This is a genomic window from Citrobacter sp. EC_71, assembly GCF_019584005.1.
In the GTDB taxonomy this organism is placed as follows: domain Bacteria; phylum Pseudomonadota; class Gammaproteobacteria; order Enterobacterales; family Enterobacteriaceae; genus Citrobacter; species Citrobacter werkmanii.
The window spans coordinates 104337-128166 of record NZ_VDAY01000002.1 but is presented as its reverse complement, the minus strand read 5'-3'; the positions used below and the strand labels follow the sequence as shown (position 1 = coordinate 128166).

The window sequence follows — 23830 nt, the reverse complement described above, 5'->3', positions numbered from 1 at the left end:
TATGCGTTTTATCAATCATGCTAACTCGAGTTAGCGAAGTGCCTTTTAAAGCTATTTTAGCTACTCAAATTAGCCAAATCATTTGGTTTAAAACTGTGATGCTGAACAGACAATTTATTATATATTCATGATTTAAAAGGTTTTTATTAAAAATCTGCATGTTTTTTTATTTGACGCAGATCGAATTTTAACCACTTCTCGTGAAGCCTCTCACAGTTCCATAACAAAAAAGTTGTGTAAAAAACTCTCCAATACCTAAGCTAACTCGAGTTAGCAAAAATGGGTAATTCAGCCAACTGCGACAGTGGTGTCCAACATCCGCTTTTGCAGCACGGCACAAAGTGAGATGAGGAACCTCGAATGAGAAAAAATAGCTTACCGAAGATTGGTATCCGCCCGGTTATTGATGGTCGTCGTATGGGGGTACGTGAGTCGCTTGAAGAGCAAACCATGAATATGGCGAAAGCCACCGCCGCGCTTATTACGGAAAAACTTCGCCATGCCTGTGGCGCACAAATTGAATGTGTAATTGCCGACACCTGTATTGCCGGTCTGGCGGAATCCGCAGCCTGTGAAGAAAAGTTCAGCAGCCAAAATGTTGGCGTAACGATTACCGTTACCCCTTGCTGGTGCTACGGCAGCGAAACCATCGACATGGATCCAATGCGTCCGAAAGCTATCTGGGGCTTTAACGGCACAGAACGCCCTGGCGCCGTTTATCTTGCTGCCGCGCTGGCTGCGCATAATCAAAAAGGTCTGCCCGCGTTCTCCATTTACGGTCACGACGTACAGGATGCCGGCGACACCACCATCCCCGCCGACGTCGAAGAAAAACTGCTGCGTTTCACCCGGGCGGGCTTAGCCGTTGCCAGTATGAAAGGTAAAAGCTATTTATCCGTAGGCGGCGTTTCTATGGGCATCGCCGGTTCTATTGTCGATCATAACTTCTTTGAATCCTGGCTGGGAATGAAGGTTCAACCTGTTGATATGACTGAACTTCGCCGTCGAATTGACCAGAAAATTTATGACGAAGCTGAACTGGATATCGCACTGGCGTGGGCAGACAAGCATTTCCGCTACGGCGAAGATCAGAACGCCCAACAGTATAAGCGTAACGAAGAACAGAGCCGCGCGGTACTGAAAGAAAGCCTGCTGATGGCGATGTGCATCCGCGACATGATGCAAGGCAATCAGAAACTAGCAGACAAAGGTCGTGTTGAAGAATCGCTGGGTTACAACGCAATTGCCGCAGGCTTCCAGGGCCAGCGTCACTGGACGGATCAATATCCAAACGGCGACACTGCCGAAGCACTGCTGAATAGCTCCTTCGACTGGAATGGCGTGCGTGAGCCGTTCGTTGTCGCGACTGAAAACGACAGTCTCAACGGCGTAGCGATGCTGTTTGGTCACCAGCTCACCGGTACAGCACAGGTTTTTGCTGATGTGCGCACCTTCTGGTCGCCAGAGGCGGTGGAGCGTGTCACGGGTAAACCGCTGACCGGGCTGGCTGAGCACGGCATTATTCACCTGATTAACTCCGGCTCGGCTGCACTGGATGGTTCCTGCAAGCAGCGCGATGGCGAAGGGAAACCAACCATGAAGCCGCACTGGGAAATCTCACAGAAAGAGGCTGATGATTGTCTGGCGGCGACCGAATGGTGTCCGGCTATTCACGAATACTTCCGCGGCGGCGGTTATTCCTCTCGCTTCCTGACCGAGGGCGGTGTGCCATTCACCATGACTCGCATCAATATTATCAAAGGGTTAGGACCGGTACTGCAAATCGCCGAAGGCTGGAGCGTGGAGTTACCAAAAGAGGTGCATGCTCAGCTTGATGCGCGTACCAACTCGACCTGGCCGACCACCTGGTTTGCCCCGCGCTTAACCGGTAAAGGTCCATTCAGCGATGTCTATTCCGTCATGGCTAACTGGGGTGCAAACCACGGTGTGCTGACGATTGGTCACGTCGGCGCAGACTTTATTACGCTTGCCGCCATGCTGCGTATTCCGGTTTGCATGCACAACGTGGAAGACGAAAAAATCTATCGTCCTTCAGCCTGGGCGGCCCACGGTATGGATAGCGAAGGCCAGGATTATCGTGCCTGCCAAAACTACGGCCCGCTGTATAAGCGTTAATGCGACTCCGCCCGGTGGCGCAAGCTTACCGGGCCTACAGGAGCACAACGTGTAGGCCGGATAAGTCGTTTACGCCGCCATCCGGCAACGTCTCGGGAGCGATTATGAAACAAGACGTTATTCTGGTCCTCGATTGTGGCGCAACCAACGTGCGGGCCATTGCCGTTGACCAACAGGGAAAAATTATCGCCCGCGCCTCAACGCCCAACGCCAGTGATATTGCCGCGGAGAACGGCGCCTGGCATCAGTGGTCGCTGGAAGCCATTTTGCAACGCTTCGCCGACTGCTGTCAGCGGCTCTCCACGCAACTGGCCAATTGCCGTATCTGCGGGATCGCCGTCACCACCTTCGGCGTAGACGGTGCGCTGGTCGATCAACACGGCAGGCAGTTATATCCGGTAATCAGTTGGAAGTGCCCGCGCACCGCAGCTGTGATGGAAAACATCCATCGCTACATGTCGCCCCAGCAACTGCAGGAAATCTCCGGCGTCGGCGCGTTCAGCTTCAACACGCTGTATAAACTGGTGTGGCTGAAAGAAAACCATCCACAACTGCTCGAACAGGCACACGCCTGGCTGTTTATTTCGTCGCTTATCAACCACCGTTTAACCGGCGAGTTCACCACAGATATCACTATGGCGGGCACCAGCCAGATGCTGAACATCCAGCAACGCGATTTCAGTGATGACATTTTGCAGGCAACCGGCATACCGCGCCGACTGTTTCCACGTCTGGTGGAAGCGGGCGAACAGATTGGGGCACTGCAACACGAGGCCGCCAGCCTGCTCGGGCTGCCAGTGGGTATTCCGGTGATATCTGCTGGGCACGACACGCAGTTTGCGCTGTTTGGCGCGGGGGCTCAGCCAGACGAACCGGTGCTCTCTTCCGGTACATGGGAAATTCTGATGGTGCGCAGTGCGCAGGTGGACACCTCTCTGCTCAGCCGTTATGCGGGTTCCACTTGTGAATTAGATAGCCAGGCCGGACTGTACAATCCCGGCATGCAGTGGCTGGCCTCCGGTGTACTCGAATGGGTGCGTAAGCTGTTTTGGACTGCCGAAACGCCCTGGCAGACGCTGATTGACGAAGCCCGGTCCATTCCTGCTGGCGCAGAAGGCGTCAAGATGCACTGCAACCTGCTGACCTCTCAGAATGCGGGCTGGCAAGGGGTTACGCTCAATACCACCCGCGGGCATTTTTATCGTGCCGCGCTGGAAGGACTGACAGAACAGTTGCAGCGGAATTTGCACACGCTGGAAAAAATCGGTCATTTCCAGGCCTCTGAATTGTTATTGGTTGGCGGGGGCAGCCGTAACGCATTGTGGAACCAGATTAAAGCGAACGTTCTCGGGATCCCTGTCAAAGTGCTGGATGACGCCGAAACCACTGTGGCAGGCGCCGCGATGTTTGCCTGGTCAGGTATGGGTGAATTTACCTCCCCGGAACAGGCTCGTGCCCAGGTGCGCTACCAGTACCGTTACTTCTATCCGCAAACCGAATCCGAACTGACAGGAGTCGAGTAACATGCTCAAAACGATATCACCCTTAATTTCTCCCGACCTGCTGAAGGTGCTGGCTGAGATGGGTCACGGCGATGAGATTATCTTTTCCGATGCCCATTTTCCGGCTCACAGCATGGGACCGCAGGTGATTCGCGCCGACGGTCTGCTGGTCAGCGATCTGCTGCAGGCGATTATTCCGCTTTTTGAACTGGACAGCTACGCCCCGCCGCTGGTGATGATGGCCGCAGTAGAAGGCGACGCTCTCGATCCTGACGTCGAGGCTCGCTATCGTCAGGCGCTTTCCTTGCAGGCCCCCTGCCCAGACATCACGCGTATTGACCGCTATGCCTTTTACGAACGCGCGCAAAAGGCGTTTGCGATCGTTATCACAGGAGAGCGGGCAAAGTACGGGAATATTCTTTTAAAAAAAGGGGTAACGCCATAATCTCTGGTCAGAATGCCCGTCTGATACGGGCATTCTGCATAAGATGAGGATCAGAACATGAAAGCGGCGCGCCAGCAGGCAATTGTAGATCTGCTTACCCACCACAAAAGCCTGACAACCGAAGCCCTGTCTTTGCAGCTAAACGTCAGCAAAGAGACCATCCGCCGCGATCTCAGTGAATTACAAACCCAGGGCAAAGTGCTACGCAATCACGGGCGGGCCAAGGCCATTCATCGGAAAAATCAGGACAGTGGCGACCCGTTTCATATTCGACTCAAAAGTCACTATGCGCACAAAGCGGATATTGCGCGGGAAGCGCTGGCATGGATTGAAGAAGGAATGGTGATCGCCTTAGACGCCAGCTCAACCTGCTGGTATCTGGCGCGTCAGCTACCGGACATCGACATTCTCGTTTTCACCAACAGCCAACCCATTTGCCAGGAATTAGCTAAACGCGAACACATTCAGCTCATCAGCTCTGGCGGCCGCCTTGAACGTAAATACGGCTGTTATGTTAATTCCGCGCTCATCTCGCAGCTAAAATCCCTCGATATCGATCTGTTTATTTTTTCCTGCGAAGGGATCGACAGCGATGGCGCGCTCTGGGACTCCAATGCCACCAACGCAGAATTCAAATCCATTCTGCTTAAGCGCGCATCGCAATCTTTATTGCTGATCGATAAAAGTAAGTTTAATCGTTCCGGGGAGGCCCGGATTGGGCATCTGGATGATGTGACGCATATCGTGTCAGATACACAGCTGATTGAAACAACATAGACCGGATAAGACGTTTACGCCGCCATCCGATCTATGTTTAGCGTTATCGCTCGTCCCGACGACCGCCGACGGCCGCCCACAGACGACGCACGTGTACGGTCACTTCTTCCCGATCATGATACAGCTGACGTGCCTGCATCTGGGCATTGACGCCATGCTCATCAAGCTGTGCCTGGATATAGGCCAGATTCTGCGATACCTCTTCATAACGTTTTTTCATCGGCAGCTTGAGGTTGAAGATCGTCTCGCGACACCAGCCGTTGACCAGCCACTGCGCCATCAGCGCGGCAACCTTCGCTGGCTTCTCCACCATGTCGCACACCATCCATGAGATGTTGTTACGATTCGGGCGATACTTAAATCCGTCTTCGCGCAGCCAGGTGACTTGCCCTGTATCCATCAGGCTTTGCGCCATCGGACCGTTATCCACGGAATAAACCCACATGTTGCGTTTAACCAGTTGATAGGTCCAACCGCCCGGACATGCGCCTAAATCCACGGCATACATGCCGTTGGCCAGACGCTCGTCCCACTCATCTTCTGGTATGAACACATGCAGCGCCTCTTCCAGCTTCAGCGTTGAGCGGCTCGGCGCATCGGCCGGGAACTTCAGGCGCGGAATCCCCATGTAGAACGGGGAGTTATTGTCAGGCCAGGAATAACCGGTATAACAACAGCCAGGAGCGATAAAGAAAACGTGAACCACCGGACGTTTCGGTGTTTCATATTTTGCCAGTACGCCCGCTTCACGCAGCGCCGCGCGCAGCGGTACGGTAAATTTACGGCAGAACTTAACCAGCTCTTTGCTTTCATTGGTGTCGGCGACTTCGACCCGCAGATCGCCGCCTTTTTCCACCACGCCCTGCAACATGCCGACAATTGGCGTAATACGATCTTCCGGCGGTAAATATTGCAGCAGTTCGCCCACAACAAACATCTGACGGGCAAAAATCAGCGAGCTAAACGGCAGTTCTTTCACTAACTTTTCGGCATCGTCCTGCTGATAGCATTCGAAGATCACATAGCCCGCATTGTCTTTTACGCGGGCGAAACCGAAGATTTCCCGACGTCCTGCTTTATCCGTAATTTCTGCGGCGCACTCTTTTTCAAAACCCGGGCGACACAACAATACAACCTTATTCATGGCTAACGCCCTTACGTTTCAATCGAATAGCGCCCACTAGCATCAGCGCCCAGCCTACAAGGAAGCTGAAACCGCCGACGGGGGTAACAAACGCCCACAGGCGTAAATGAGAGAGCGCGAGGCAATACAGGCTGCCGCTAAACAGCACCGTCCCTAATGCCAGGAACACGCTACTCCAGTAAAACCAAATGCTAATGCGTCGCTGCATGGCGACGGCCAGCCCGAAGATAGCCAGCGTATGAAACGCCTGATACTCAAGGCCAGTCTGGATCCAACCCATTTCTACAACACCAAGAGTTTTACTCAGAACATGTGCCCCAAAGGCGCCCAACGCCACAAAGATAAAACCACTTACGGCGGCAAAAATCAGCATAAAACGGCTGGTCATGTTAATACCCTACGTAATTTATTGTTCATAACGAAAGCGGAATTTTTCTTGTTCCGAGGCCGCTTTCGCCAGTATCCACTGACGGAAGGCGGCTATTTTACCCAGTTCTGCCTGACTGTCATGACAAACCAGATAAAACGCGTTTTTGCTGACCAGAACATCGTTAAACGGACAGACCAGACGTCCGGCTTCAATTTCGGACTGCGCCATGACGTTATTCGCCAGCGCAATCCCCTGTCCATGGATAGCAGCCTGTAGCACCATGGCGCTATGGCTGAAGATAGGTCCCTGCTGTACGTTAATATGATTCAGGCCAAGCTGGCGCGTATAGGCTTGCCAGTCACGCCGCGATGCATCGTGCAATAATGTGTGTTTTGCCAGGTCATCCGGCGTCTTCAGTGGTTTATCACCGGTGAGTAACAGCGGCGAGCAGACCGGCAATAAATATTCTGCGTACAATTTTTCAACGCGCAGACCCGGCCAGTTGCCGCGTCCGTAGAAAATTGCCACATCAACATCATCAGCCAGTTTGTCTTCCTGACGGTCCACCGCCTGGATCCTGACATCGATTCCCGGATAAGCTGAGTTAAAGCTAGAGAGTCTGGGCACCAGCCATTGGATCGCGAAACTGGGCAATAAACTAACGGTAAGCGCACCTTTTGCACTGCGTGCCTGAAGTTTACGCGTCGCGTCAGTTAATTGCGAAAAAATCTCTTTGATGTCGAGGAAATAGCTTTGACCTTCTTCTGTTAACAACAGAGATCGATTGCGTCGACGAAACAGCTTCAGCCCCAGGAAATCCTCGAGTGACTTGATTTGGTGACTTACTGCGGCCTGCGTCACAAAAAGCTCTTCCGCTGCGCGGGTAAAGCTCAAATGGCGCGCTGCGGCATCAAAAACACGCAATGCATTTAGGGGTGGTAATCGTTTTGACATGACTTTTAGGCTTTGATGTTAAATGAATTTAACAATTATCTAACAGGATGTAACCTATTAGTTTTTTTTATCTGAGCCATTATAAATTGTCCGTTGAGGTTCTACCAGCAAATACCTATAGTGGCGGCACTTCCTGAAGCCGGAACGAAAAGTTTTATCGGAATGCGTGTTCTGGTGGGCTTTTGGCTTACGGTTGTGATGTTGTGTTGTTGTGTTTGCAATTGGTCTGCGATTCAGACCATGGTAGCAAAGCTACCCTTTTTCACTTCCTGTACATTTACCCTGTCTGTCCATAGTGATTAATGTAGCACCGCCAAATTGCGGTGCTTTTTTTTGTCCGACTTTATGTCGATGGCGACCGGTTAGTTATCCAGTTCTACCATCTCTTTCACATCGGTACGGTTGATCTGCTGTTTGTTGCCGTTAGCGTCTTTATACGAAATCATTCCCGTTTCATTGTCAGTCTGTGGCTTGCCATCAGATACGATTGATCGACCATCGTTGGTGTGCATCACGTAATTCGATCCAGAACAGGCGCTCAGGGCAAAAGTCAGCATACAGGCAGAGATAATTGCGGCAGTCTTTTTCATCTTCTTCTCCTTAAAGCGATTTATGCTATTAAAAACACACTCCGTAACAGGCAAAATTGCTCGCCTAACGCTATTTAGCATAAGACACTGTGAGGACTTTGCCAGGATATCCAGAATATTCCGATGGTTAGCACAACTCTTGTGTCAGCGCCTGTTTTGCGCGACGATCGGTTTATTGAACTGAGGATGATCATGAACGCATTTAATCCCGCGCAGTTTCGTGCGCAATTTCCCGCACTCAACGATGCCGGCGTCTATCTCGACAGCGCTGCTACTGCACTGAAGCCGCAAGCCGTGATTGAGGCGACCCAGCAATTCTATAGCCTGAGCGCCGGGAACGTGCATCGCAGTCAGTTTGCCGAAGCGCAACGCCTGACCGCGCGCTATGAGGCCGCGCGGGAAAAAGCCGCACGCCTGATCAACGCCCCGGATGAGAAAACGATAGTCTGGACCCGTGGCACGACGGAAGCTATCAATATGGTTGCCCAAAGCTATGCGCGTCCGCGCTTACGGCCGGGCGATGAGATTATCGTCAGCGTGGCGGAACATCATGCCAATCTCGTTCCGTGGCTGATGGTGGCTCAGCAAACGGGAGCCAAGGTAGTCAAACTCCCGCTAAACGCCCATTTGCTACCGGACGTTGAGCGTCTGGGTGAACTCATCACTCCGCGCAGTCGCATTCTGGCGCTGGGGCAGATGTCGAACGTCACCGGCGGTTGCCCGGATTTAGCCCGCGCCATTACGCTCGCCCATGCGGCTGGCATGGTGGTAATGGTTGATGGCGCGCAGGGAATTGTGCATTTCCCCGCCGACGTGCAGCAGTTAGATATTGATTTCTATGCCTTCTCGGGCCACAAGTTGTATGGCCCTACCGGTATTGGCGTACTGTATGGTAAGCCAGAATTACTGGAGGCCATGTCACCATGGCTCGGCGGCGGCAAGATGATTAGCGAAGTCAGCTTTGACGGTTTCACCACCCAGGTGGCCCCCTGGAAGCTGGAGGCCGGTACGCCTAACGTAGCTGGCGTCATCGGGTTAAGCGCGGCGCTCGAATGGCTGGCGGACATTGATGTTGCGCAGGCCGAAAACTGGAGCCGGGGTCTGGCGACGCTGGCAGAAGACGCCCTGGCGAAACGTCCCGGTTTTCGTTCCTTCCGTTGTCAGGACTCTAGTCTGTTATCCTTTGATTTCGCTGGCGTTCATCATAGCGATATGGTGACGCTGCTGGCCGAAAATGGCATTGCGCTGCGCGCAGGGCAACACTGTGCGCAACCACTGCTGGCGGAGCTGGGCGTATCCGGGACCCTACGCGCCTCTTTTGCGCCCTATAATACGCAAAGTGATGTGGATGCGTTGGTTGCAGCCGTTGACCGCGCGCTGGAAATATTGGTGGATTAATGACAAGCCCTTTATTCGCCGGACACCCGTTTGGCACAACCGTAACTGAAGAGACGTTGCGTACTACGTTTGCCCCACTCACCCAGTGGGAGGATAAATATCGTCAGCTCATTCTGCTGGGTAAACAGCTTCCGGCGCTGCCAGATGCGCTAAGGGCGCAGGCAAAAGAGATTGCGGGATGTGAAAACCGCGTCTGGCTGGGATACACCCTGCACCAGAACGGCACTCTGCATTTCTTCGGCGACAGCGAAGGCCGTATTGTTCGCGGGCTGTTGGCGGTATTACTCACCGCCGTTGAAGGTAAAACCGCAGCGGAGTTACTGGCGCATTCACCGATGGCGTTATTTGACGAGTTAGGGTTAAGCGGGCAGCTCAGCGCCTCGCGGAGCCAGGGCCTGCATGCGTTGAACGAGGCGATTCTTGATGCTGCCCGGCAAGCCGGATAACGACGGCTGATGCGTCTTATCCGGCCTACAACACCGCACGAACCGTAGGTCGGATAAGCATAGTGCCATCCGACACAATCAACTCTGGCGCGCCGCTTTCGCCATCATCTTCTTCAGCGCATGGGAAACAGCAACAAAGCCAAAGGTAGCCGTCACCATGGTGGCGGCGCCAAACCCTGAGGCGCAATCCATACGTTTCGGCCCTTCCGCCGTCGCCTTCATGGCACACACCGAGCCATCTGCCTGCGGGTAAACCAGCGCCTCGGTCGAGAACACGCAGTCCACGCCCAGCTTGCCTTTACTGTTTTTCACCACGCCAAAATCACTCTTCAGTCGCTCACGCAGCTTGGCCGCCAGCGGATCCTGAATGGTTTTTGCCAGATCAACCACCTGAATCTGCGTCGGATCGATCTGCCCGCCCGCACCGCCGGTGGTTACCAGCGGAATCTTATTGCGCCGACAGTACGCAATGAGCGCCGCTTTCGGGCGCACGCTGTCAATCGCATCGATGACATACGAAAATCCCGCATTCATATATTCAGCAACGTTATCTGGCGTAACAAAATCATCGACCACGTTCACCCGGCACTCCGGGTTAATCTGGCGGATACGTTCCGCCATCACCTCAGCTTTCGCTAAACCAACGTTATCGCGCAGCGCATGGATCTGACGGTTAGTATTGGTGACGCAAACATCATCCATATCGATCAGCGTAATCGCGCCAATGCCGGTACGCGCCAGCGCTTCCGCCGCCCACGATCCCACACCGCCAATCCCGACCACGCAAACATGCGCTCCGGCAAATAACTGCAGCGCATTTTCGCCATATAGCCGCGCCGTGCCGCCAAAACGCTGACGCCAGGCGTCACTGATAACCACAGACATAGAACCTCAAATATAGAAAACAAAAAGAGCGGACAAATACCGCCCTTGATGACTGCATCACTGCCTGATGGCGGCTACGCCTTATCAGGCCTACACAGTAATGTAGGCCGGATAAGCGAAGCGCCATCCGGCAATTAACCGCTAAATACGTTACCCGCGTTGCCGGATGACTTCAGCACCCATACGCGGCCGTAGTGATTATACCACCCGGCACGATGTCCGGCGTCAGCGCCAATGCCCTGATAGATATCAAAGTGCTGGCCTTTAATCGCACCGCCCACGTCCAGCGCCACCATCAGGCGCAGTTCGTACTGACCGGTGAACTTACCGTTATTATCCAGCAAAGGAACTTCCGCCAGTAACGTGGTACCCGCAGGAATGATACTGCGATCAGAAGCCACGGATGCACGGCCAATCAGCGGTACCGCGCTGGCCCCTTTCACCGGCGCAAAAGATTGCGGCTTAAAGAAGACAAACGATGGGTTCTGCTCCAGTAGCTCACGCACTTCGGCCTCGCTGTGCGTTTCTCCCCAGTGGCGAATGGCCTGCATCGACATATCTTCTTTTTTCACTTCGCCACGGTCGATCAACACCTTCCCGATACTGCGGTAGGCATGGCCGTTTTTCCCGGCGTAGCTAAAGAAGTTAAGCGGGCTACCGTCGCCAAAATCGATATAGCCACTGCCCTGAACATCCATAATGAAGTTGTCCATCAGGGAGTTGCTGTACGCCAGAATATAATTATCGCTTAGCGCGCCTGCGTAGATCTCGGCACGAGACGGTAAACGCCCGCGTTTTGGCGGCATGCGGTAGATAGGATACTGGAACTCACCCTGACGCGTGTGGCGCGCCTGAATAACCGGCGTGTAATAACCCGTAAACTGAACGTTACCGTAATTGTCCGCCCCTTCCATTTGCCACGCGTCAATACCAAACTGACGCATGCTGCGCGTATCACCGCCCGCACGTAACCACTGCTGGATAGCGTTGTAGACGTTGCTCTGGTTACCGTACAAACGCGGCGATGCGCTACGGATCTGATTAACCTGCTCGGCGAAATCACCGGCATTGATTGGCGCGCCAACCGCATCAGGCTGGTTCACCAGTGAGAAAGGCTGGGTAAATTTCCCGTCTTTATACTGCTGCCCACGATCGGTGGGTTTTGAGGAACACGCGGCGAGCATCGCAACGACTGCTCCCGCCAGAAGATATTTTGCCCAACGTCCTTTCATTGTTCTCGTCTTATGTTGCCTGAATGCGAGACGAAGATAACAAACCCCCGTACCTAATGAAATGCGTATGCATACCCGAACGCAAATTTTGCGCAAAAAACAATCCAGAATGCGTTGTTTTTGTTCATTTTCACCCTTAAAACGTGATCAAGGTGAAAAAAGGGTTGCATGAAAATGCGAGCAGAGTATAGTGCGCATCCACGGACGCGGGGTGGAGCAGCCTGGTAGCTCGTCGGGCTCATAACCCGAAGGTCGTCAGTTCAAATCTGGCCCCCGCAACCAATTAAAATCAGAAGCAGTAACGTTACTCGATGGAAGAGTAATGACGGACGCGGGGTGGAGCAGCCTGGTAGCTCGTCGGGCTCATAACCCGAAGGTCGTCGGTTCAAATCCGGCCCCCGCAACCAATCATATTTGCTGCAATATTTTTGCAAAGTAGTTCGAATCACAGCAAGGCGGCGACGCAGTGAATCCTTAGGAGCTTACTCCAGTAAGTGACTGAGGTGAACGAGGAAAGCCAACGCAGATGTGGTTTGAAATACGAAGCAAAAAGACGGACGCGGGGTGGAGCAGCCTGGTAGCTCGTCGGGCTCATAACCCGAAGGTCGTCGGTTCAAATCCGGCCCCCGCAACCAACACATTAAACACCTTAACGGGTGTTTTTTTGTATCTGTAGTTCGTTAAAAAAAGCGCTTTTCAGCGCTTTTTTGTTATCCCCTTCTAGCCAGCGTCGCACCATCGGCAAAGTAGGCTTTAATCCCTGCCAGAATCGACTCCGCCACTTCCTGCTGGAAGGTTGCCGTCTTCAGCTTACGCTCTTCTTCGACGTTACTGATAAATGCCGTTTCCACGAGGATAGAGGGAATATCCGGCGCTTTCAGCACCGCGAACCCGGCTTGCTCAACCTGATTCTTATGCAGATTGTTAATTTTACCGAGCTTATTCAGCACCGCTTTGCCAAACTTCAGGCTGTCGGCGATGGTCAGCGATTGCACCATATCGAACATGGTGTGGTCGACATAACGGTCACCGCTTTTGCTAACGCCACCGATGAGATCCGAGGCGTTCTGGGTTTGGGCCAGATATTTTGCCGCGGTACTGGTCGCCCCTTTCGTGGAGAGCGCAAACACCGATGAGCCGCTGGGTTGCCGGCTGGTAAAGGCATCGGCGTGAATAGAGACAAACAGGTCCGCACGCTGTTTCTGCGCTTTCGCCACACGCACTTTTAGCGGAATGAATATATCTTCATTACGCGTCATAAAGACCTTCATGTTGCCCTCTTTCTCAATAAGGGCTCGCAGGCGACGGGCAATTTGCAGTACCACATCTTTTTCACGCGTCTTGTATTTCCCCACCGCACCGGAGTCTTCTCCACCGTGCCCGGGATCCAGCATAATGACAATCGGACGATCGCGCCCCGCTTTACCCGGCTGCGGACCACTTTGCGCAGGCGGCACCTGTTTATCCAGATCGCCCTTGTTGTAATCTTCCAGCAACGCCAGCAGCGGGTCCTGAACATCCTGCGCATTGGCAGGATAAAGATCCATGACCAGACGCTCTTTAAAACCGGCGACGGGAGCCAGGGCAAAGAGTTGCGGCTTCACATTCTGTTTCAGCTCGAACACCATCCGCACGGTCTGCGGGTCAAATTGCCCGACTCTCGCCGACTTAATATAGGGATCGTCAGGACGAATCTGCGCGCCGATGCCCTTAAGCACCGAGTTCAAATTAACGCCTTCAATATCGACAACCACACGCTCAGGATTACTCAGGGCAAACTGTTTGTATTTCAGCAAACGGTTGGATTCCACCGTGACGCGGGTATAACTGGACGCCGGCCAGATACGTACGGCAACGACCTGACTCACGGCAGCCAGACCGACCTGACTGACGCTTAAAAGCCACATAGCACCCGCACCTTGCAGTAAACGACGGCGACTAATTGCTGAATTGGATCCCGACATGCTTCTCCCGAGCAAAAGAAATCTTTATTGAAGTAATACGTAAAACGTCCGAATTGACCGGAAACTTTAGCGAATGACGCATAATCTGTCATCTATAAAAGGGTAAACATTCTTTTTATATTCACGGCATTACTGAAAAAAATCTGCGGCATGGGTAAAAATTACGCTTGCGCACGGCGCCAAAACAGAATAAAAATACACAAATTACGAATAATAATGCAATGAGGGTGTGCCGTGGTGAAGGAGCGTAGAACCGAACTGGTACAGGGATTCCGCCATTCTGTTCCCTATATCAATACCCATCGGGGAAAAACGTTTGTCATTATGCTGGGCGGCGAAGCCATCGAGCATGAAAACTTTTCCAGTATCGTCAATGACATTGGGCTTCTTCATAGCCTCGGCATCCGCCTTGTCGTGGTCTATGGCGCACGACCGCAGATTGATGCCAATCTTGCGGCGCATCATCATGAACCGGTGTACCACAAAAATACGCGCGTCACCGACGCTAAAACGCTGGAGCTGGTCAAACAGGCTGCGGGATTACTTCAGCTTGATATTACCGCCCGCCTGTCGATGAGCCTGAATAATACGCCATTGCAGGGTGCGCATATCAATGTGGTCAGCGGGAATTTTATTATCTCCCAGCCGCTGGGCGTTGATGACGGCGTGGACTACTGCCATAGCGGGCGTATTCGTCGTATTGATGAAGAGGCCATTCACCGTCAACTGGACAGTGGCGCGATAGTCCTGATGGGACCAGTCGCCGTTTCCGTTACCGGTGAGAGCTTCAATCTGACGTCAGAAGAGGTCGCCACGCAGTTGGCTATCAAACTGAAAGCGGAGAAAATGATTGGTTTTTGCTCCTCCCAGGGGGTCACCAACGATGATGGCGATATTATTTCCGAATTGTTCCCTAACGAAGCCCAGGCGCGCGTCGAGTCACAGGAAGAGAAAGGTGACTACAGCTCAGGCACGGTGCGCTTCCTGCGCGGTGCGGTGAAAGCTTGTCGCAGTGGCGTACGCCGCTGCCACCTGATCAGCTATCAGGAAGATGGCGCATTGCTGCAGGAACTGTTCTCCCGCGATGGCATCGGTACGCAAATCGTGATGGAAAGCGCCGAGCAAATTCGCCGCGCCACCATTAACGATATCGGTGGCATTCTGGAGCTGATCCGTCCGCTGGAACAACAAGGCATTCTGGTCCGCCGCTCCCGCGAGCAACTGGAAATGGAGATCGACAAATTCACCATTATTCAGCGCGATAACCTGACTATCGCCTGTGCCGCTCTGTATCCTTTCCCTGAAGAGAGGATTGGCGAAATGGCGTGTGTGGCGGTACATCCGGACTACCGTAGTTCGTCACGCGGGGAAGTATTGCTGGAGCGGATCGCCGCGCAGGCCCGGCAAATGGGACTGAGTAAGCTGTTCGTACTGACCACCCGCAGCATCCACTGGTTCCAGGAGCGCGGCTTCACGCCAGTGGATATCGACCTGCTGCCGGAAAGCAAGAAAGAGATGTACAACTATCAGCGGCGCTCAAAAGTGCTGATGGCGGATTTGGGGTAAGAGTGGTTGCCGGATGCGGCATAACAGCCGCATCCGGCCTACAGCTACATCATGCCGTCATTAAATAACGCCGACAGTCCGCTGCGGCGTTCCGTACGCATGACAATTGCCCCGCCCAATATTCGTTCATCGGCATACAGCGACAGACGGCGGCGCGCGCGGGTTACGGCGGTATAGACCAGCTCGCGGGTAACCACGGGGGAATGCTGGCTGGGTAAAATCAACGCCGCATGGTCAAACTCAGATCCCTGCGATTTATGTACCGTCATCGCCCAGGTGGTTTCATGCTCAGGCAAGCGGCTGGGTTGCACCGACTTAATCGAACCGTCCGGCAGCGCAAACCACACCCTCAACCCTTGTCCACGCTCGAGGGCAATACCAATATCACCGTTAAATAACCCCAGCGAACTGTCATTGCGCGAAATCATCACCGGCCTTCCCTCATACCAACGACTGTGCGTCGAACGGCGAATTTTACGTTTTTGCGTCATCACCTGCTCAATGCGTTCATTCAAACCGCCAACGCCAAACGGGCCTTCCCGCAAAGCGCATAACAGCTGATACTCATTGAAGGCCTGAATGATGGCATCCGGCGCGGCGCCCTCGTGCAGTAAATCCAGGTAGTGCCCATAACCGGCCAGCGCCTCATCCAGCATCGCGGCGTAATCTTCACTGCTGTGTAACGTGCGTTTTTCGATATCGCTGAATCCCTGCTGGAAAACCGTTTTTACCGCAGCTTTGTCACCGCGATTAATCGCAGCAGCCAATTGACCGATCCCAGAGTCACTGCCGAAACGGTAGCTTTTTTGCAGCAGACACAAGCTGTCACGCAACGCCGCCGCCTGAGTACCCACTCCCGCCGGAATAGCGCTACCGGTCAGGCGACTAAGCTGCCGGGCACGTTCCGGGGTAAATCCTTCGCTGACAAAAGCACAAATATCCCCGAGCACCGCCCCCGCCTCGACGGAGGCAAGCTGGTCACGATCGCCGAGAAAAATCACCCGCCCGTGCGACGGCAGGGCATCGATAAGGCGCGACATCATCGGCAAATCAATCATTGAGGCTTCATCCACCACCAGCACATCTACATGCAGCGGATTCCCCGCGTGATGACGCAGGCGCTGGCTGCCAGGCTGAGCGCCTAATAACCGATGCAGCGTACTGGCATCATCGGGAATGCGTTTCTTTTGCTCATCGGTAAGCGGCAGTTCTCGCAGCGCCGCCCCCAGCGAGGCGGTCAGACGCGCAGCCGCTTTTCCCGTTGGCGCCGCCAGACGAATACGGCAGCGTTCACCGTCCGCCATCTGGATCAACGCCGCCAGAAGCCTCGCGACCGTTGTCGTTTTTCCAGTACCCGGTCCGCCGGAGATCACTGATATACGGCGGGTCAGCGCCACAGCAGCGGCCACCTTTTGCCAGTTAACGCCTTCCGATGATGGAAACAGTGCCTCCAGCGTGTCGGTCAGCCGTTGTTCATCCACCTCAATAGCGTGGTTAACTTCACTGAAAAAACGTGCCACCGCGCGTTCGTTATGCCACATGCGGTTCAGATATAAACGATCGCCGTACAGCACCAGCGGGGTCGGTTGCTCGCCACGGCTTACTGCCCCGGAGGCCAGCAAACATTCAGCCCAGTCTTCAGGCTCGCCCATCTCAGCAAGCCAGGCGCTTAACAGAGGATGAGCATCTTCGCGTAAGGATAATCGCGAAAGCGGTAAGCAGACGTGCCCTTCTCCGGCTTCGCGGCTGAGCAATGCCGCAGCCAGCGCAACCGCAGGATTGTCATTTCCGGCAACTGCCAGCGCAAACTGGGCATCCAGAGGCCGGAGCTGTTTTTGCTCAACGGCTTGCAGTAATCGTTTCTGGATTGTCATGACATCTCCTCCAGCTCCGCACCGGCAAACATCTCATCCATCAAAGCGATCAATTCGCCGTCTGGTCGGGTGGCGTAAATTCCCTGCTGCGGATCCTGACCATCAACGCCCCGCAGGAAAAGATAGATAACGCCGCCAAAATGGCGTTCATAATCATAATCAGCAATGCGATGGCGTAAGTAGCGATGCAGCGCCAGGGTATAAAGTTGATATTGCAGGTCGTAGCGATGCGCCTGCATAGCTGAGGCCATCGCCTGCTGCGTGTAGGCTGCGCTGTCTTCACCCAGCCAGTTAGATTTGTAATCAAGCAGGTAATAACGTCCCTGGTGGCGAAACACCAGGTCAATAAACCCTTTAAGCATGCCGCGTACCTGCATAAAATCCAACGCGGGGCAGCCCGCTGAAAGCGGATCGTATTTACGGATCAACGCATCAAGTCGGCTGGCCATCAGCGGCTGCGAAATCGGCAGATAAAACTCCATCTCCACCTGTTTTTCACGGGCGGAAAGTTGGCTCAAACTGACGCCCGTCTCGTTGAGAGGCGCCTGCAAAATGGCGTCCAGCCATGCGGTCAAAACCGGCGTCCAATGCGCGTCATAACCGCCCAGGGCCAGTTTTTCCTCGACCCAATGCGGATCTACCGGTTGGGTAAAATCAAGGTCCTCAAACAGGCTATGCAAAAACGTGCCCGGCGAGGCGCCGCGCGGAAATTGATGCGGGGTGAGTCCTGACTCCGCAATGACCTCGCCAACGCCTGCGGCATCAACATCCAGGCGCGGGATCAGATCCTGCGCGATTCCATGTCCGCGCTGTTGCAGGCCGGAATAACTGGTCACGCGCCAGCCGTCGCCGGGGGTACGTTGCAGTGTTCTCACACTCAATGTGGCGCTGACCGGCTGTGCAACCTGCCAGCGCTCACCGTCAGGTTGACCTGGCGTCAGGCAGACAATATCGTCACAACCCAGCGCTTCAATCGCGCCACGCAGCCCCACGGCATCCATTGACTCACCTTTTTGCAACAGACGGCCAAGGGCGCTCTGATGCACATCGGTATCCCCTTTTTTATCGCCCCGACGACGTACCAACGGCGCAACGCCAAGGCTGCAGTGCCATACCGAACGGGTTAGCGCAACGTAGAGCAAGCGCAGGTCTTCCGCCAGGCGTTCAGCCTCTGCCAGCTCAACGCTCTCCCTGGCGTCACTGAGATCCAGTACCGCTTCAAAGGAGCTGCGATCGTGGTAGAACGCCTGATCCTGGACGCGGAAATTCGTGATAAACGGCAGCCAGACCAGCGGATATTCCAGCCCTTTCGATTTATGAATAGTCACGATTTGTACCAGATGCTTGTCGCTTTCCAGTCTGAGCTGCTGGCTGGACGCATTGCTGTCCGGTTCAAGAATATGCTGGGACAACCAGCGCACCAGCGCATGCTCGCTTTCCAGTTGCGATCCCGCTTCCTGGAGCAGTTCGCTGATATGTAAAATATCAGTCAGGCGGCGTTCGCCCCCTGCCGTCGCCAGCAGATTTTCCGCAATCTGGCGGTTTGTCATCAGCGCACGCAGCATCGGCATGACGCCGCGTTTATGCCAGATTTGACGATAGCCATCGAATTCTTCAACTACCGCATCCCAGGCATTCTCGTCGTTATTTAATGCTTCAATATCCTGCGCATTCAGCCCCATCATTGAGGTCGCCAGCGCGCTACGCAGCGTGTTTTCCCGTTCCGGCGTCATCACACCTTGCAGCATCCACAGCAATTCCTGCGCTTCCAGCGTTTCAAATACGCTGTCACGGTTGGAAAGGTAGACGGAGGGAATCGCCAGTTGCGTCAGGGCATCGCGGACCAGCGCCGCCTCCTGGCGGCTACGAACCAGTACGCTGATGTCTGAGGCGCGTACCGGCCTGGATGCTTTACCGCTCACCAGTTGCGCATCACCAGAGTGTCCGGCCTTAAGCCAGTCGCGAATTTGCGTTGCGCACACTTGCGCCATGTAGTTCTGGTAGTCACCAACGCCACAACTTTCCCCTTCCATCAGCCACATACTCATTGCGGGCTGTGTTTCACCGTGTAAAACAAACCGTAGCGACTGGTTTTTCTCTGCAAATTTTACCGGGCTAAAGGGGATTTCGCGGAACATAAAGGCGTCGTCCATCTGGCTGAAAAGCGTATTCACGCTATTGACCATGCCGGGGGCAGAACGCCAGTTGGTGTCGAGCGTATAATGCGCGCTGACTTCGCTGCGCGCCTTCATATAGGTGAAGATATCCGCGCCGCGAAACGCATAAATAGCCTGTTTGGGATCGCCAATCAGCAGCAGCGCGGTCTCTGGCTGATGCTGCCAGATCCGGCGGAATATGCGGTACTGCTGCGGATCGGTATCCTGAAATTCATCGATCATCGCGACCGGGAAACGGGTACGGATAGCCGCCGCCAGCGCATCGCCGCTTTCACTGCGCAACGCCGCATCCAGACGGCTGAGCATATCGTCAAAGCCAAGCTCGCCGCGTCGGCGCTTCTCTTCGGCAACCGCGGTGCGGATTTCCGCCAGCGCCCGGGTAATCACCAGATCGCGGAGAGTTAACGGTTCGCTAAGCAGTTCATCAATGGCGACGAAAAGCGAGTGCTGAGGCGTTACGCCACCCGTTTTGGTGCGCTCTTGCAGAAAACGCTGTGAAAATTTCTCCAGTGCGTCAGGAAGCTGGTAACTCTGGGTTTCTTCCTGCGCCCATGCGCTGATCTTTTCGATCCACTTACCCTGGTTACCGCGATTAAATTTACGCCGGTCGATCCCTGAGGCTTCCAGCAGACCGTCAAGCTCATCAACGGAATCACGCCATTGCTGCTTAATCAGGTTAATGCGGACGAGAATTTGTTCGTGCCGGGAGGCCAGCGTTTCGTCATCTGGCGGCGGAGCCTTGATTACCGGCGCTTCCCCCTGCAGATAGCGATTGATATCACTCAATAGCGCCTGAGGACCTTTCCACGTTTCAAAAATAACCTGCGCAATGTCGCGGGACAACGGATAGCAATGCCGCCGCCAGAAGTCCGCGCACGCCTGATAACGCAGCAGTGATTCGTCTTCAATCAGTTGCTGTTCAAACAGCATGCCTGACTCAAAGGCGTTGAGGCTGAGCATGCGCTGACAAAAACCGTGAATGGTAAACACCGCCGCTTCATCCATCTGTCTCTCAGCTAATAGCAGCCACTGGGCGGCCTGTTTTTTATCGGCTATTTCGTCTAACAAACGAGCATATAGCGGGTTGTCGGTGGTTTCGCGCAGACAGGCAATGCGCAGCTCATGAATGTTGCTACGAATTCGGCCACGCAGCTCTTCGGTGGCCGCCTCGGTGAAGGTGACCACGAGCAGTTCTTCGACGGTCAGAGGACGTGGAAAGGCGGCAGAGCCGCCCAGTCCAAGCAGTAAACGTAAATACAGGGCGGCGATGGTAAAGGTTTTACCGGTGCCCGCAGAGGCTTCAATCAGGCGCTCGCCCGTCAGGGGCAAGCGCAGTGGATCAAGGGACTCAGCGGCATCATTCATTCTTGTCACTCATCAGGGGTAAGGTTTGCTGCAACGCGCTGACGGTCTGCCACACTTTCCAGCCTTCCGGGCGCACGTATTCTGCTTTCCCGTTCTGACTGCCGGAAACCTGTGACAGTATCGCCATGCCTTGCGGCTCAACCACCGCCTGATGGAAGAAGTCGGCAAGTTTTTGCGGCGTCAGCAGTTTAATCTGAGCCACTATTTTATCACGTGAATCGAAGCGCATATTGCCGCGATCAAAATCTTTGCTTAACTGTGAGGCTTCTTCCCCCAGCGTTTGCGGCGCCTGTAGCATTTGCGCAATGATCGCCTGCTGAATTTGCGCAAACTCTTCCGGTTTCATTGCCCGCAGCTTCGCTTCCGCCGTCGGGAAAAATGCTTTATAACGCTCCCAGAGGTAAGACGGTTGCTTATCACTGCTTTGTAACAGGAACCCCATACCCCACTGACGACCAACGCTCATCGGGAAAGCAAATACGGCGTAACCTAACTGCTCTTCAGTACGCAATTGATTGTAAAACCACGGCTGAACAATTTGCCCTAACATGGCGCTGTAGGCTGAACTGCTGTATTCGTCATAGCCAGTTGGCACAAATACCGCCGCCAGCGCAGAATCCGTGCTGCTGCCCGCTTTCTCAAAGATGACGGACTGCTTCTTGTCCACGACCACTTCTTTGTTCCGGCACCACTGCGAACCATTCGCGCCAAGCTGTTTCTGAATATCCTGCGCCATGGTTGTAGCCTGAGCTTTGCTCATATTACCTACCACCAGGAATTCAGGCCGCGCCCCCGCTTTTAAAGCATCGCGGTAGGACATCACCTCTTTCAACGTAATGGATGGCAATAACGCGCGACGTTCATCGCGTGGGAAATAGGGCACCTGAGACAGCATTTGCACCGGCATAATCGCCTGATCGTAGGCTTTACCTTTTTCCGCAGAGTCCATCATCTGAGCGTACCAGGATTTCGCCTGTGCCAGTTGTTCATCCGTTGAGGTGTAGCTGAAATAACCGCTCAATAAAGCCTGAAAAAGCTGCGGCAGACGTTGAGTGTAGCCATTAGCGTTAAGCATCAGACCATTGTTAGCGTTGGTCGAAAAACCTATTCCACCCACCGATGCCTGGTTGCTTAACTGATCGAGCGCGATTCCCGCCAGGTAATCGTTCAGGGCGAATAATACCTGGTTGCGCGCGCTGTCCATCGCTTTCGGGTTACGCAGGATCACGCTGACATCAGCCTTCGGCTCGCTGGCAAAATACTGGCTCGGCGCATACACCACGCGCAAATCCGGCTCATCGACGATCAGTTCCGGGTGAGCGTATTTTTTATCCGCTTTGATCAGCGTGAAATCATCCGGAATGTAGGGGTTCAGCTCTGGCAAAGACAGCGCAATGCCCTGTGCTTTTTGCTGCCAGTCAGCAAAGGTTTTGTCGCTGATTTTGTCCACCTGATAAGGCGCATCGACAAAATAAGCGGTTTTATTATGCGGTTCTTTCGCGCTGATATACCAGATACGCGCATTCTGCGGCGTCATCATTGCCAGACGTTGCGCAATGGCTTGCGCATCATATTGGTCGGCAATATTCACCGCATCCAACGTATGCTCGACGGGAACGCGGATCATGGTATCAGCCAACCATTCCACGTAGTCCATATCACGAGTGATTGAAGGATAACGGAAATCGAGATCCAGCACGTGCGCCAGTTCGTTAAAGTAGCGTTTATCGACGCCTTTCTCACGTAACAGATTGAGATAGCTAAAGATGGCCGCGACAACTTCATCGCGGTTCGCCAACCCTTTGTCGGTTAACGTCGCAGAAATGGCTAACACCCCGCTGTTACCATTAACAACCGGGTCGGAATCGGCACGAATGCCCTCCACCAGCCCCTGTTTTTGCAGCCAGTCGGACAGCGTACCAGGGCTACGATTGCCAATCAGGTAGGTTATCAGTTCATCCGTTTTACTGCGAAACTTTGCGCTGTTGTTATCGATACGAAACTCGACGCGCAAGACTTTACGCGGCATTGCCGGCACATAGTGGATGATGATGCCTTTCTGCGCGTCGGTGACAACCGGTACGGTAATTTCCGGTTTTTCGATATTTCTGTTCGGTACGCGGCCGAAAGTATCAGCGGCTATCCGCGCCAGCTCTGGCAATGGTTTATTGCTATAAATCACCGCCTTCATCAGGTTCGCGGAGTAGTATTTTTCATGAAATTTTTGTAAGGCCAGCACCACCGGGTTACCCGGTTTATCGCTTAATGTCTCCAGATTTCCGCCGGAGAAACGCGAGCCAGGGTGCGCCGGGTTGATCGTCTCAGCGCTGACCTGCGCCATACGCATCCCATCCCGGGTACGCGCCAGCGTCAGCTCGGAGTTCACCGCGTTACGCTCGCGATCGGCATATTTTTTATCCAGCAACGGATCGGCGATCGCGTCCGCCAGTCGATCCACTGCCCCCACCAGCGCGTCGTTTTCGACTTCAAGATAAAAAGCCGTACGGTAAGGCGCTGTGCTGGCGTTGTGGCTGCCGCCATGCATTTTCAGGAATTCAGCCAGGCTGTCGGGCTGCGGGTATTTTTTCGAGCCCATCAGACACATGTGTTCGAGATAATGCGCCAGCCCCTGATGATCGTCCGGATCTTCCAGCGAGCCAACAGGTACCACCAGTGCAGAAAGGGATTTCACGGCCTGCAGATCGGATACCAGTAACACGACCATGCCGTTATCAAGGCGCACGGCCTGATACTGGCGGGTATCTTTATCGCTTTTACGGATGGTTTCAGCTAAAGGCTGCCAACCGGTATCTGCCTGACTTACGGGAACCCAAAGGGCGACGAACAACAATAATGCGCTGAACCAGGTGCTGCGGGGCATTCACAAACCTCATCATTAACGTATTCACCTGTTCACTGCAAACCACGTATCAATACGTGGCCTGAACAGGGCAAGACTTTGTGCTGAACAAGTCAGCATCTTCTCTTTGTAAGAATCAGTCCGT

17 protein-coding genes and 3 tRNA genes are annotated in these 23830 nt (G+C 53.9%); 10 read left to right on the top strand and 10 right to left on the bottom strand.

The features are described from left to right. The first annotated feature begins 360 nt into the window (after positions 1-360). From fucI to fucR, 4 genes are all read left to right on the top strand, one after another. The gene (gene fucI, locus FHD02_RS02465; protein WP_061382374.1) at positions 361-2136 is read left to right on the top strand and encodes an L-fucose isomerase; all 1776 of its coding nucleotides are present in this window, start codon (positions 361-363) and stop codon (positions 2134-2136) included. A 104-nt stretch (positions 2137-2240) separates the two neighbouring features. Next, on the top strand, positions 2241-3659 hold the full coding sequence (gene fucK / locus FHD02_RS02460; protein WP_220393537.1) for an L-fuculokinase: 1419 nt from the start codon (positions 2241-2243) through the stop codon (positions 3657-3659). A gap of 1 nt (position 3660) precedes the next feature. Next, positions 3661-4083: an L-fucose mutarotase gene (gene fucU, locus FHD02_RS02455; RefSeq protein ID WP_003840383.1), complete on the top strand. Its 423-nt coding sequence runs from the start codon at positions 3661-3663 to the stop codon at positions 4081-4083. A gap of 57 nt (positions 4084-4140) precedes the next feature. Beyond that, positions 4141-4860, top strand: a complete 720-nt coding sequence (gene fucR, locus FHD02_RS02450; protein WP_137361259.1) for an L-fucose operon activator — start codon at positions 4141-4143, stop codon at positions 4858-4860. Positions 4861-4903: 43 nt separating this feature from the next. Here the strand turns inward: fucR and rlmM are convergent, their stop codons facing one another. The 4 genes from rlmM to FHD02_RS02430 form a co-directional block, all read right to left on the bottom strand. Further along, positions 4904-6004, bottom strand: a complete 1101-nt coding sequence (gene rlmM / locus FHD02_RS02445) for a 23S rRNA (cytidine(2498)-2'-O)-methyltransferase RlmM (RefSeq protein ID WP_038633266.1) — start codon at positions 6002-6004, stop codon at positions 4904-4906. Further along, positions 5997-6392: a DUF423 domain-containing protein gene (locus FHD02_RS02440; RefSeq protein WP_003034037.1), complete on the bottom strand. Its 396-nt coding sequence runs from the start codon at positions 6390-6392 to the stop codon at positions 5997-5999. Before FHD02_RS02440 ends, rlmM begins: the two co-directional genes overlap by 8 nt. 18 nt (positions 6393-6410) lie before the next feature. Further along, positions 6411-7328, bottom strand: a complete 918-nt coding sequence (gcvA, locus tag FHD02_RS02435; protein WP_038633269.1) for a glycine cleavage system transcriptional regulator GcvA — start codon at positions 7326-7328, stop codon at positions 6411-6413. A gap of 362 nt (positions 7329-7690) precedes the next feature. Next, entirely contained in the window at positions 7691-7918 is a 228-nt protein-coding gene (locus FHD02_RS02430; protein ID WP_016154261.1) for a YgdI/YgdR family lipoprotein, read from the bottom strand. A 192-nt stretch (positions 7919-8110) separates the two neighbouring features. Between FHD02_RS02430 and csdA the strand changes: the two genes are divergently transcribed. Further along, positions 8111-9316: a cysteine desulfurase CsdA gene (gene csdA, locus FHD02_RS02425; protein WP_220393536.1), complete on the top strand. Its 1206-nt coding sequence runs from the start codon at positions 8111-8113 to the stop codon at positions 9314-9316. Continuing rightward, positions 9316-9762 carry a cysteine desulfurase sulfur acceptor subunit CsdE gene (gene csdE / locus FHD02_RS02420; protein ID WP_220393535.1) on the top strand — a complete coding sequence of 149 codons (447 nt, stop codon included), beginning with the start codon at positions 9316-9318 and terminating at the stop codon, positions 9760-9762. The genes csdA and csdE overlap by 1 nt, the downstream gene beginning before the upstream one ends. Before the next feature lie 78 nt (positions 9763-9840). Here the strand turns inward: csdE and tcdA are convergent, their stop codons facing one another. Next, on the bottom strand, positions 9841-10647 hold the full coding sequence (gene tcdA / locus FHD02_RS02415; RefSeq protein ID WP_042310757.1) for a tRNA cyclic N6-threonylcarbamoyladenosine(37) synthase TcdA: 807 nt from the start codon (positions 10645-10647) through the stop codon (positions 9841-9843). 134 nt (positions 10648-10781) lie between these two features. Continuing rightward, positions 10782-11879 carry a murein transglycosylase A gene (gene mltA, locus FHD02_RS02410; RefSeq protein WP_137349455.1) on the bottom strand — a complete coding sequence of 366 codons (1098 nt, stop codon included), beginning with the start codon at positions 11877-11879 and terminating at the stop codon, positions 10782-10784. 205 nt (positions 11880-12084) lie between these two features. Between mltA and FHD02_RS02405 the strand changes: the two genes are divergently transcribed. The 3 genes from FHD02_RS02405 to FHD02_RS02395 all read left to right on the top strand — a co-directional run bounded on the left by FHD02_RS02405 (position 12085) and on the right by FHD02_RS02395 (position 12514). Beyond that, positions 12085-12161, top strand: a tRNA-Met gene (locus FHD02_RS02405). 48 nt (positions 12162-12209) lie between these two features. Then, positions 12210-12286: transfer RNA gene (locus FHD02_RS02400), tRNA-Met, on the top strand. A gap of 151 nt (positions 12287-12437) precedes the next feature. Then, positions 12438-12514: transfer RNA gene (locus FHD02_RS02395), tRNA-Met, on the top strand. A gap of 75 nt (positions 12515-12589) precedes the next feature. Here FHD02_RS02395 and amiC read toward each other — a convergent pair. Continuing rightward, positions 12590-13843 (bottom strand): N-acetylmuramoyl-L-alanine amidase AmiC, encoded by a 1254-nt coding sequence (gene amiC / locus FHD02_RS02390; RefSeq protein WP_042310761.1) that lies wholly within the window; start codon positions 13841-13843, stop codon positions 12590-12592. A 234-nt stretch (positions 13844-14077) separates the two neighbouring features. Between amiC and argA the strand changes: the two genes are divergently transcribed. After that, the gene (argA, locus tag FHD02_RS02385; RefSeq protein WP_061382378.1) at positions 14078-15409 is read left to right on the top strand and encodes an amino-acid N-acetyltransferase; all 1332 of its coding nucleotides are present in this window, start codon (positions 14078-14080) and stop codon (positions 15407-15409) included. A 44-nt stretch (positions 15410-15453) separates the two neighbouring features. Here the strand turns inward: argA and recD are convergent, their stop codons facing one another. Genes recD through ptrA form a run of 3 tightly spaced genes read right to left on the bottom strand, consistent with a single transcriptional unit; the run spans position 15454 to position 23706 of the window. Then, a complete protein-coding gene (gene recD / locus FHD02_RS02380; RefSeq protein ID WP_137370683.1) occupies positions 15454-17283 on the bottom strand; it encodes an exodeoxyribonuclease V subunit alpha in 1830 nt (609 codons plus the stop codon). Next, positions 17280-20825, bottom strand: a complete 3546-nt coding sequence (recB, locus tag FHD02_RS02375; RefSeq protein ID WP_137370684.1) for an exodeoxyribonuclease V subunit beta — start codon at positions 20823-20825, stop codon at positions 17280-17282. Before recB ends, recD begins: the two co-directional genes overlap by 4 nt. Continuing rightward, positions 20818-23706: a pitrilysin gene (gene ptrA, locus FHD02_RS02370; protein ID WP_137361264.1), complete on the bottom strand. Its 2889-nt coding sequence runs from the start codon at positions 23704-23706 to the stop codon at positions 20818-20820. Before ptrA ends, recB begins: the two co-directional genes overlap by 8 nt. Between the last annotated feature and the right edge of the window lie 124 nt (positions 23707-23830).

Bases quoted from the DNA above. Each gene is read 5' to 3' on its own strand.
- recB (WP_137370684.1), bottom strand. From the start codon at position 20,825: ATGAATGATGCCGCTGAGTCCCTTGATCCACTGCGCTTGCCCCTGACG.
- FHD02_RS02440 (WP_003034037.1), bottom strand. From the start codon at position 6,392: ATGACCAGCCGTTTTATGCTGATTTTTGCCGCCGTAAGTGGTTTTATC.
- ptrA (WP_137361264.1), bottom strand. From the start codon at position 23,706: ATGCCCCGCAGCACCTGGTTCAGCGCATTATTGTTGTTCGTCGCCCTT.
- FHD02_RS02430 (WP_016154261.1), bottom strand. From the start codon at position 7,918: ATGAAAAAGACTGCCGCAATTATCTCTGCCTGTATGCTGACTTTTGCC.
- fucR (WP_137361259.1), top strand. From the start codon at position 4,141: ATGAAAGCGGCGCGCCAGCAGGCAATTGTAGATCTGCTTACCCACCAC.
- tcdA (WP_042310757.1), bottom strand. From the start codon at position 10,647: ATGTCTGTGGTTATCAGTGACGCCTGGCGTCAGCGTTTTGGCGGCACG.
- fucI (WP_061382374.1), top strand. From the start codon at position 361: ATGAGAAAAAATAGCTTACCGAAGATTGGTATCCGCCCGGTTATTGAT.
- recD (WP_137370683.1), bottom strand. From the start codon at position 17,283: ATGACAATCCAGAAACGATTACTGCAAGCCGTTGAGCAAAAACAGCTC.
- csdA (WP_220393536.1), top strand. From the start codon at position 8,111: ATGAACGCATTTAATCCCGCGCAGTTTCGTGCGCAATTTCCCGCACTC.
- mltA (WP_137349455.1), bottom strand. From the start codon at position 11,879: ATGAAAGGACGTTGGGCAAAATATCTTCTGGCGGGAGCAGTCGTTGCG.
- amiC (WP_042310761.1), bottom strand. From the start codon at position 13,843: ATGTCGGGATCCAATTCAGCAATTAGTCGCCGTCGTTTACTGCAAGGT.
- fucU (WP_003840383.1), top strand. From the start codon at position 3,661: ATGCTCAAAACGATATCACCCTTAATTTCTCCCGACCTGCTGAAGGTG.
- gcvA (WP_038633269.1), bottom strand. From the start codon at position 7,328: ATGTCAAAACGATTACCACCCCTAAATGCATTGCGTGTTTTTGATGCC.
- rlmM (WP_038633266.1), bottom strand. From the start codon at position 6,004: ATGAATAAGGTTGTATTGTTGTGTCGCCCGGGTTTTGAAAAAGAGTGC.
- fucK (WP_220393537.1), top strand. From the start codon at position 2,241: ATGAAACAAGACGTTATTCTGGTCCTCGATTGTGGCGCAACCAACGTG.
- csdE (WP_220393535.1), top strand. From the start codon at position 9,316: ATGACAAGCCCTTTATTCGCCGGACACCCGTTTGGCACAACCGTAACT.